This window comes from Nocardia amamiensis NBRC 102102, from assembly GCF_001612745.1.
Classification (GTDB): Bacteria; Actinomycetota; Actinomycetes; order Mycobacteriales; family Mycobacteriaceae; genus Nocardia; species Nocardia amamiensis.
The window spans coordinates 1-8,957 of record NZ_BDBA01000295.1; the positions used below are offsets into that span (position 1 = coordinate 1).

The window sequence follows — 8,957 nt, forward strand, 5'->3', positions numbered from 1 at the left end:
AGCCGCCGGTCCGCGCGACGCTGAGCGCGCCGCTCGGCGGGCTTGTGCTGCCAGGTCTCCGGCCGCGCGGCCACCCAGCGCTGCGAATGCCAGGCGAACGGAATATGCGCCAGGTACAGCACCACCAGCACCAGCAGCAGCACGATCGGGTAGGTGACCAACGCCGCCGCCGCGAGCGCGACCAGCACCAGCAACCCGGCCGCCGCCTGCGGCGCCACCGACACCGACTTCATGGCCAGCGTCGGGATCGTGCTGACGCACAGCGCCGCCGCGAACACCGTCCACGCCGCGACCGCGTAGAAACCCACCCACCAGCCGTCGCCGAACTGCACGAACAGCCCCACCGGCACCATCGCGATGAGCGCGCCCGCCGGAGCGGGCACGCCGACGAAGTAATCCCGCGCCCAGTCCGGCCGGGTGTCGTCGTCCATCAGCGTGTTGAACCGGGCCAGCCGCAGCACGATGCTGACCGCGAACAGCAGCGCGACGATCCAGCCCACACTGTTGCTGCTGAGCAGGGTCACGTAGAGCACCAGCGCGGGGGCGACGCCGAAGGAGATGGCGTCCGACAGCGAATCCAGCTCGGCGCCCATCTTCGTGGTGGCGTCCAGCATCCTGGCCAGCCTGCCGTCGAGAGTGTCCAGCACGGCCGCCGCGCCGACCATGGCCAGCGCGATGCCGAGCTTGCCATCGAGGCCGAATTTCACCGCCGACAACCCGGAGCACAGCGCCAGGATGGTGACGATGCTCGGCAGCAGCCGGATGGTCCGCCGCCGCCGCTGAGTGGGTGCCGCCGCTTCCATCACGCGTCAGCGGTGGAGGCCAGCACAGCGAGCACGGACTCGCCACCGATGGTGCGCTGGCCGGGCTGCACGAGCAGCTCGGTGCCGAGCGGGAAATAGGTGTCGACCCGCGAGCCGAAGCGGATCAAACCGTAGCTGTCACCGATGGTGAGCACGTCGCCGACCTGGGCCTCGCAGACGATCCGGCGGGCGAGCAGACCGGCGATCTGCACGACGACGACCCGGCTGCCGTCGGGCGTTTCCAGCACCATGCTGTTGCGCTCGTTCACCGAGCTGGCCTCGGGCAGGTCGGCCGAACGGAACTGGCCGGACTGGTGCAGCACGGTGCGCACCACGCCGGAGACCGGCGTGCGCTGCACATGCACATCGAGCACGGACAGGAAGATGCTGACCCGGGGCAGCGGCTGATCGCCGAGACCCAGTTCCGCGGGCGGAACCGCGGTGTCGACCAAGGCGACCTCACCGTCGGCCGGGGCGACCACGACGCCGGGCCGGTTCGGCGGCACCCGGTGCGGATGACGGAAGAAGGCCGCGCAGGCCGCCGCGGCGGCCAGTCCGCTCCGGCGCACCCACTTGCGCTTGCCGCCGAGGACGGCCACCGCCAGTGGCGCGGCCACGAACGGGAGCCCGGCGGGATGCAGCGGAGGGATCGCGTGCCGGACCAGGTCGACGACGTGGCCGACTCCGGTGCGTTCAGGCGTGCCGGGCGGGGTGGGACGGCGGGCCACAGGCTCCTCTTTCGTGCTCGATGCAGACGGTTGCGCCCTGTCAACAATAGGACCGGCGCAAGCGTTCACACCTTACGGGACCGGAGCCCGCGGCATGCGGGGTCAGGACCTGATCCTGCTCCCGGTGACCAGCCGCACCAGGAACAACAGGACGACCGCACCGCCGAGGCAGGTGAAGAAGCTGAACCAGAGGCCGCCACCCTCGACGTCGACACCGAGCAACTTCAGCAGGAACCCGCCGAGCAGGCCGCCGATCACTCCGACGACGATATTGAGCAGGATGCCCTGCTGAGCGTCCGTCTTCATGATCTTGCTGGCGATCCATCCGGCCAGGCCGCCGATGATGATCCATCCGATGATTCCGAGACCGAGCATGGTGTTCCTCGCGTCAGTAGTTGGGTCAGCCCCGTTAACAGCGGGAGCGTGCGTCAGCGAGATACCCAGTGATTGTCGAAATACGCGCGCCAGATGAGCGACCCTCGGGCTAATATGAGGAAGCCTCATGTCTATTCTGTCGGATGGGCAGTGGCGGATGAGGGACCGATTTCGATGCTTCGGGAAAACCCGGCGGCGCCGCCGCAGGTACATAGGAGACGCAGATGGCTGCTCGCATCACCCAGACCACCGGGGCAGAGCACACGGCGATCCTCGGGCTCGGCGTATACCGCCCTGCTCGAGTGGTCACCAACGACGAGGTCGCGGGTCCGATCAACTCGAGCGACGAGTGGATCCGGACCAGGTCGGGCATCAAGACCCGACGGTTCGCCGACGACTCGGAGACGATTCAGAGCATGAGCGTCGCCGCGGCGCGCGGGGCGCTGGAATCTTCCAGCATCGCGGTCGACCAAGTCGATTGCGTGATCGTTGCTACGTCGACGCACCTGTTGCTGACCCCGGCCGCTGCCCCACGCATCGCCACCGAGCTCGGCATGAACGGCGCCGCCGCCTTCGACGTCTCGGCCGGCTGCGCGGGCTTCTGCCACTCGATCGCGCTGGCGTCGGACTTGGTCCGGGCCGGGACTGCCGGGCACGTCCTGGTGATCGGCGTGGAGAAACTGACCAACACGGTCAACCCGACCGATCGCTCCACTGCTTTCCTCTTCGCCGACGGTGCGGGCGCGGTGATCGTCGGCCCGTCCGACGAGCCGGGCATCGGTCCCACCGTGTGGGGCTCGGACGGCACCCAGCACCACGCCATCCGGCAGGACAAGGACTGGATGGAGTTCTTCGCCGAGATCGACGAAAAGGGCCTGGACGCGGTGCGGCCCTACATGGCCATGGAGGGCACCGCGGTGTTCCGCTGGGCCGCGCACTCGCTGGAGAAGGTGTGCCGCGACGCGATCGACCGCGCGGGCCTGTCCCCCGACGACCTGGACGCGATGATCCCGCACCAGGCCAACGGCCGCATCATCGAGATCATGGCCCGGGTGCTGAAGCTGCCCGAGCACTGCGCGCTCGCCAACGACATCGAGGAGGCGGGCAACACCTCCGCCGCATCGATCCCGCTGGCCATGGAGGCGCTGCTGCGCAAGGGCGAGTCGAAGCCGGGTGACACCGCATTGCTCATCGCGTTCGGCGCCGGTCTCTCCTACGCGGCCCAGGTCGTGACCCTGCCCAACTGGAAGTAACGCTGTTCGCCGCGTGCGTCGGTGCCGGCCGAGATCTGCGTCCTCGGGTCGGCACCGCGCACCGCGTCCTCGGTTCGCTCGCCAGCGCTCGCTCGAAGCCCGCGGCCGGGTCCGGTGCCGGATACTCGCAAACGGCAGCCGCGACGGCGTCGGCGATCACCCGGCTCCGCACACCGCAGTGATCAGCCGCGCGCCTCGACCGCGGTCTTGATCTTGCCGAGGGTCTCGTTCATGCCCCGCACCAGCGCCTCCTCGAACGGGGCCTCGCCACCGAGGGCCGCGTTGATCGCCCTGCGGGAGACCCAGGTGGTGCCGTTGGGCACGTCCCGGCGTTCGATCAGCCTGGTTCCGGTCTCCGTCGGCTCCAGGGTGTAGCTCCACACGGTGCGGTTCTCGTTGACCCGGAAGGCGAATGCCTGGTTCGGCTCGTAGCGCACGATGCGGGCGGTGGTCGGCCAGAACTTCTTGCCGTCGCGATTGAGGTTGAGGGTCCAGGTGCCCGCCTTGAGCGAGCCGAGCACCATCATGCGCACACACTGCGGGCTGAACTCCGGCATCCGCTTCAGGTCGGAGACCACCGCCCACACCTGCTCCGGCTGCGCGGAGATGTCGATGGCGGCTTCGAGGTTCTTCGGCAACGCTGCCTCCCGGATACGAGCGACGGACCGACGGCCGTCCGTCCGAACGCGTATGGACGATTCGCACACATTTTAGATGGGAAGACAGTTGCGTCACATTTCCGCCACTTGGGCGGCGCCCGCTGTAATGGGCGGCGGAGAATAACAGATAGATGAAGCATCAGACACCGGCTCCAACTTTTCGGCGTCCCAACGTGAGGTGATCGGCCGTGAAACTGCGCTCCCTGCTGCATCGTCGTCCCGCGGACCACGTTCCGCTGCTTCCCGCTATCGAGCCCGAGCTCGGGCTCGAAACCCCGGGCGCGCCGGCGTCACCGCGCAGTGCTCGCGCGGCCGCCCAGGAAGAACGCCTGGAGCGACTGCTCACTCCGAGCGAACTCGATCTCGTCCTGCACCACCGTCTCTGAGCTCTGCGCGAACGCCGACGACAGGCGCCACCCAGAGGCTCCATACTCGTCAAGTGACTTCACCCGCTGCTACGAAACCGGCCATCCTGAGCGTCGATGACGATCCGGGAGTTTCCCGGGCGGTGGTTCGCGATCTGCGCCGCCGCTATGGCGCCGATTACCGGATTCTGCGCGCGGAATCGGGTGCGGGAGCACTCGACGCGCTTCGAGAGATGAAATTGCGCGGTCAGCCGGTCGCGGTATTGATCGCCGACTACCGGATGCCGGGTATGGACGGCATCGAATTCCTGGAGCAGGCGATGGACCTGCACCCGTACGCGCGCCGCGTGCTGCTGACCGCCTACGCCGACACCAATGCCGCGATCGACGCGATCAACGTCGTCGACCTGGACCACTACCTGCTCAAGCCGTGGGACCCGCCCGAGGAGAAGCTCTACCCAGTGCTGGACGGCCTGCTGGACGCGTGGCGCAGCAGCGAGCACCGTCCGGTCACCGAGACCAAGGTGGTCGGCAATCGCTGGTCGCCGCGCTCGTCGCAGGTGCGCGAATTCCTGGCCCGCAACCAGCTGCCCTATCGGTGGTACCCGGCCGACGAGCCGGAGGGCACGCGGCTGCTGGAGGCGGCGGGGGCCGACCCGGAGTGCTGTCCGGTGGTGATCACGTCGGCGGGTGCGGCGCTGGTACAGCCCTCCGACAGCGAGCTGGCCGAACACGTCGGCCTCACGGTGAATCCCGCGGGCGAGTTCTACGACCTGATCGTGGTCGGCGGCGGTCCCGCCGGTTTGGGCGCCGCGGTGTACGGCGCGTCCGAGGGCCTGCGCACCGTGCTGGTGGAGCGGACCGCGACCGGAGGACAGGCCGGGCAGAGCTCGCGCATCGAGAACTACCTCGGCTTCCCGGACGGGCTGTCCGGCGCGCAGCTGGCCGACCGGGCGCGGCGGCAAGCCGCGAAGTTCGGCGCCGAGGTGATCACCACCCGCGAGGTGGTCGGGCTGGAGGTGAACGGGTCCGCGCGCACCGTGCGGTTCGCCGACGGCGGCAGCCTGTGCGCGCACACGGTGATCATCGCGACCGGCGTCGACTACCGCCACCACCCGGCCGCTGGCGTCGACGACTTCACCGGGCGCGGGGTGTATTACGGCTCGGCCATGACCGAGGCGTCCGAGTGCGCCGATCGCGACGTCTACATCGTGGGCGGCGCGAACTCGGCGGGGCAGGCCGCGGTGTTCCTGTCCCGCAACGCCCGCACCGTGCACCTGGTGGTCCGGGGAGATTCGCTGGAACGGGCCATGTCGCACTACCTGATCCAGCAGATCGCGCAGATCCCCACCATCGAGGTGCACCTCTGCACCGAGGTGGTCGCCGCCCACGGCGACGAGCATCTGCGGCAGATCGTCTTGCGCGACAGTCGGACAGGGGCCGAGGAGAAAGCCGACGCGGAGCGGCTTTTCCTGTTCATCGGTGCCGCGCCGCAGACCGACTGGCTCGACGGTGTGGTCAAGCGCGACGAGGCGGGTTACGTGCTCGCCGGGCCGGACCTGCTCGTCGACGGCGAACGTCCCGCGGGCTGGGAACTGCCCCGCCCGCCACACCATCTGGAGACCAGCGTGCCCGGCGTGTTCGTAGCGGGCGACGTGCACGCCGAGTCGGCCAAGCGGGTCGCCTCCGCGGTCGGCGAGGGCGCCATGGCCGTCATGCTCGTACACCGCTATCTAGCGTGATCAGGAGGCAGGCAATGACTTCGGAACAGACCGCGGAACGCCGCAGCAGGCTGGTGTGCGATCCTTCCGAGCTGCGCGCCCTTTTCCTGTTCGAGAAGCTGACCGACGAGCAGCTGGACTGGCTGTGCGCCGACGGCCGGATCGAGACCGTAGAACCGGGGCTGGTCTTCCGCGAGGGCGCACCGGCCACCTGCTTCTACGTGTTGATGGACGGCGAGGTGGTGCTCACCAAGCAGTCCGGCGGCGCGGAGATCGAGCTGGTCCGCACCGAGCACCACGGCGCCTACGCGGGCGCCTGGATGTCCTATATCGGTGACAAGGTCGAGCAGAACTACAACGGCTCGATGTACGTGACCAGGCCGACCCGGTTCTTCGTGCTCGACGCGAACGTCTTCGCCCGGATGATGCACGAGTGGTTCCCGATGGCGGTGCACCTGCTGGAGGGCGTGTTCTTCGGCAACCGCAACACCAACGCGCGCATCGGCGAACGTGAGCGGCTGCTCGCGCTCGGGTCGCTGTCGGCGGGCCTCACCCATGAGCTGAACAACCCGGCGGCCGCCGCGGTGCGCGCCACCGCGGGCCTGCGCGAGCGGGTCGCGGGCATGCGGCACAAGCTCGCGATGATGGCAGAAGGCAAGTTCGATCCGGAGTCCCTCGGCCCTCTGGTGCGGCTGCAAGAAGAGGCGGCGGCCCAGGTCGCGAAGGCTCCCGAGCTCACACCGATGGAGGCCGCGGACCGCGAAGACGCGCTCGGTGAATGGCTGGAGGACCATGGGATCAGCGACAGCTGGAACTTGGCGCCGAATTTCGTCCAGGCCGGTTTCGACGCGGACTGGCTGGAGCGGGTGGCGGCCACCCTGGAAGGCGCGCCGGAGAAGGTGTTCCAGGGCGCCATCCGCTGGCTGAACTACACCATCGAGACCGAGCTGATGATGAACGAGATCGCCGACTCGACGACGCGCATCTCCGCGCTGGTCGGCGCGGCCAAGCAGTACTCGCAGATGGACCGGGCGCCGTTCCAGGTGGTCGACATCGACGAACTGCTGGACAGCACGCTGGTGATGCTCAGTCGCAAGATCGGTGACGGGGTGCGCGTGGTGAAGGAATACGACCGGACCGTCCCGCCCGTGCCGTGCTACGCCGCCGAACTGAACCAGGTGTGGACCAACCTGATCGACAACGCGGTATACGCGATGAACGGCAACGGCACGCTGACCATCCGCACCAGCCGGGAGAACGAATCCGCGGTCGTGGCGATCGGCGACACGGGTCCCGGTATCCCGCCGGAGGCTCGCAACCGGATCTTCGAACCGTTCTTCACCACCAAGCCGATGGGCGAGGGCACCGGACTCGGGTTGGACATCTCGTTCCGGATCGTGGTGAACAAGCACAACGGCGATATCCGGGTGGAGTCCGAGCCGGGCGACACCACGTTCACCGTGTGGCTGCCCTTGCACCGGCCCGAACAGAATGAGATCGACACCGAATCGAATGCGGAAGGGCAGTCATGACCGAGCAGGTCGAGGGCATAAACCCCGCGGTACCGCCCAGCGGACCGGGATGCGCGGAATGCGAGCGGAACTCGGGGTGGTGGGTCCACCTGCGCCGCTGCGCCGAGTGCGGGCACATCGGCTGCTGCGACACCTCACCAGCGCAGCACGCCACCGGACACGCGACGGACACCGGCCACCCGTTCATCCAGAGCTTCGAGCCTGGTGAGGACTGGTACTACAACTTCGAGACCGGGGAAATGTATGCGGGTGGGCCGGAATTGGCCCCGCCGCGCAGCCATCCGGCGGATCAAGGCGTGCCCGGCCCGCGCGGGCGGGTTCCGGCGGACTGGCGGGCGCACATCCACTGATCCGAGCCGGTACGCTGCACCGAACGTGCCGGAGGCTCCGGCACGAAGATTTACCCGGGAAAGCACGGTATGAAGCGAACTTCCGCCATCGTCCTAGTCGTTGGGACGGTGGGTTTCTTGCTGGCAGGCTGCGGCGGAGCGGACGAGTCCACCGCATCGAACGGTCAGGGCGCGTCGAGCACCAGCGCCTCCGCGCCCGCACGCACCTCGACTGCTCCCACTGCGGCGCCGAACGACGAGGCCGGCACAGACGCGCCGGTCACCACGATGAAGGAGGGCACCTCCTCGCTCGGGCCCGCGTCCAGTACCACCTGCGGTGAGTTCAAGAAGCTGGATACCGACAGCGAGAGAGCGCTGATCGAGCAGATTCTGGCGGAGAACCCCGGCGGCAAGTTCGAGGGCAGCCCGAACGTCGCGCTCGGCACCGCCAAGCTGGTCTGCCTGTCGCCGAGCGTGGCAGGCACCTCCGTCGCCGTCGCCGCCGGAATCGTCAACAAGTAGCAACGCAACTAACAATTCGGTATCGCCACTTCGGGGCATGCGTGCCTTATGCCCCACCACGACATAGTGACCGACAGTAGGGATGCGCGGCAGAATGGCACAGTGGCAGAACTGGCACTCACCGCCCGGCTGAATCCGTCCGCCGCCGATGCGCGGCGCGGGGTGGTCCGGTTGCATCCGGAGGCCCTGACTGCGCTCGGACTGCGGGAATGGGACGGAATTCTGCTCGTGGGGACGCGGCGTACGGCTGCGGTGGTCGGTGTCGCGCGCCCGGGAACGCCCGCCGGTGTTGCCCTGCTCGATGACGTCACGCTCTCCAACGCCGGCCTGCGCGAGAACGTGACGGTGGTGGTCTGCCCCGCGACCGTGTACGGCGCGAAACAGATCTCGGTGAGCGGCTCGGTCCACGCCACCCGCACCATTCCGGCCGCGACCTTGCGGCAGGCGCTGCTCGGCAAAGTGGTCACCGTGGGCGACGCGGTCTCGCTGCTGCCGCGCGACCTCGGCCCCGACATCAGCTCCGCGGCGGCCAGCCAGGCGCTCTCACGCACCTTCGGCATCGCGTGGACCACCGAGTTGCTCACCGTCACCGCCACCGATCCACGCGGTCCGGTGAGCGTGCAGCCGAACACCGCGGTGGTCTGGGGTGCGGGAGCCGTCGCCGCGCGCG

Annotated in this window: 10 protein-coding genes and 1 pseudogene; 7 read left to right on the forward strand and 4 right to left on the reverse strand. The window is 68.5% G+C overall.

The window, feature by feature from the left end; translation table 11 throughout:
* The 3 genes from NA4_RS35835 to NA4_RS35845 all read right to left on the reverse strand — a co-directional run.
* Nucleotides 1-803 (reverse strand): CDP-alcohol phosphatidyltransferase family protein (locus tag NA4_RS35835; RefSeq protein ID WP_067480112.1); only part of this gene is annotated, 803 nt, incomplete at its 3' end.
* Complete coding sequence (locus NA4_RS35840; RefSeq protein ID WP_067480114.1) at nucleotides 803-1,531, reverse strand: phosphatidylserine decarboxylase; 729 nt, start codon at nucleotides 1,529-1,531, stop codon at nucleotides 803-805. The genes NA4_RS35835 and NA4_RS35840, both read right to left, overlap by 1 nt.
* 102 nt (nucleotides 1,532-1,633) lie before the next feature.
* Entirely contained in the window at nucleotides 1,634-1,906 is a 273-nt protein-coding gene (locus tag NA4_RS35845; RefSeq protein ID WP_067480115.1) for a GlsB/YeaQ/YmgE family stress response membrane protein, read from the reverse strand.
* Nucleotides 1,907-2,130: 224 nt separating this feature from the next.
* Here NA4_RS35845 and NA4_RS35850 point away from each other — a divergent pair, with 224 nt between their 5' ends.
* Nucleotides 2,131-3,159, forward strand: coding sequence for a beta-ketoacyl-ACP synthase III (locus tag NA4_RS35850; protein ID WP_067480117.1), 1,029 nt, complete (start codon nucleotides 2,131-2,133; stop codon nucleotides 3,157-3,159).
* A gap of 182 nt (nucleotides 3,160-3,341) precedes the next feature.
* On the opposite strand, the gene NA4_RS35855 is transcribed toward NA4_RS35850, so the two are convergent.
* Nucleotides 3,342-3,797 carry an SRPBCC family protein gene (locus NA4_RS35855; RefSeq protein ID WP_067480119.1) on the reverse strand — a complete coding sequence of 152 codons (456 nt, stop codon included), beginning with the start codon at nucleotides 3,795-3,797 and terminating at the stop codon, nucleotides 3,342-3,344.
* 209 nt (nucleotides 3,798-4,006) lie between these two features.
* Here NA4_RS35855 and NA4_RS35860 point away from each other — a divergent pair, with 209 nt between their 5' ends.
* From NA4_RS35860 to NA4_RS35885, 6 genes and pseudogenes are all read left to right on the forward strand, one after another.
* Nucleotides 4,007-4,204 (forward strand): hypothetical protein, encoded by a 198-nt coding sequence (locus tag NA4_RS35860; protein WP_067480121.1) that lies wholly within the window; start codon nucleotides 4,007-4,009, stop codon nucleotides 4,202-4,204.
* A 53-nt stretch (nucleotides 4,205-4,257) separates the two neighbouring features.
* Entirely contained in the window at nucleotides 4,258-5,925 is a 1,668-nt protein-coding gene (locus NA4_RS35865) for an NAD(P)/FAD-dependent oxidoreductase (protein ID WP_067480123.1), read from the forward strand.
* Nucleotides 5,926-5,939: 14 nt separating this feature from the next.
* Nucleotides 5,940-7,436, forward strand: coding sequence for an ATP-binding protein (locus tag NA4_RS35870; RefSeq protein ID WP_067480125.1), 1,497 nt, complete (start codon nucleotides 5,940-5,942; stop codon nucleotides 7,434-7,436).
* Complete coding sequence (locus NA4_RS35875) at nucleotides 7,433-7,786, forward strand: UBP-type zinc finger domain-containing protein (protein WP_067480127.1); 354 nt, start codon at nucleotides 7,433-7,435, stop codon at nucleotides 7,784-7,786. The genes NA4_RS35870 and NA4_RS35875 overlap by 4 nt, the downstream gene beginning before the upstream one ends.
* Nucleotides 7,787-7,855: 69 nt before the next feature.
* A complete protein-coding gene (locus NA4_RS35880) occupies nucleotides 7,856-8,287 on the forward strand; it encodes a hypothetical protein (protein ID WP_067480129.1) in 432 nt (143 codons plus the stop codon).
* Nucleotides 8,288-8,335: 48 nt separating this feature from the next.
* Nucleotides 8,336-8,957: pseudogene (locus tag NA4_RS35885) on the forward strand (AAA family ATPase); the annotation flags it as partial.

Bases quoted from the DNA above. Each gene is read 5' to 3' on its own strand.
- NA4_RS35845 (WP_067480115.1), bottom strand. From the start codon at position 1,906: ATGCTCGGTCTCGGAATCATCGGATGGATCATCATCGGCGGCCTGGCC.
- NA4_RS35850 (WP_067480117.1), top strand. From the start codon at position 2,131: ATGGCTGCTCGCATCACCCAGACCACCGGGGCAGAGCACACGGCGATC.
- NA4_RS35870 (WP_067480125.1), top strand. From the start codon at position 5,940: ATGACTTCGGAACAGACCGCGGAACGCCGCAGCAGGCTGGTGTGCGAT.
- NA4_RS35875 (WP_067480127.1), top strand. From the start codon at position 7,433: ATGACCGAGCAGGTCGAGGGCATAAACCCCGCGGTACCGCCCAGCGGA.
- NA4_RS35880 (WP_067480129.1), top strand. From the start codon at position 7,856: ATGAAGCGAACTTCCGCCATCGTCCTAGTCGTTGGGACGGTGGGTTTC.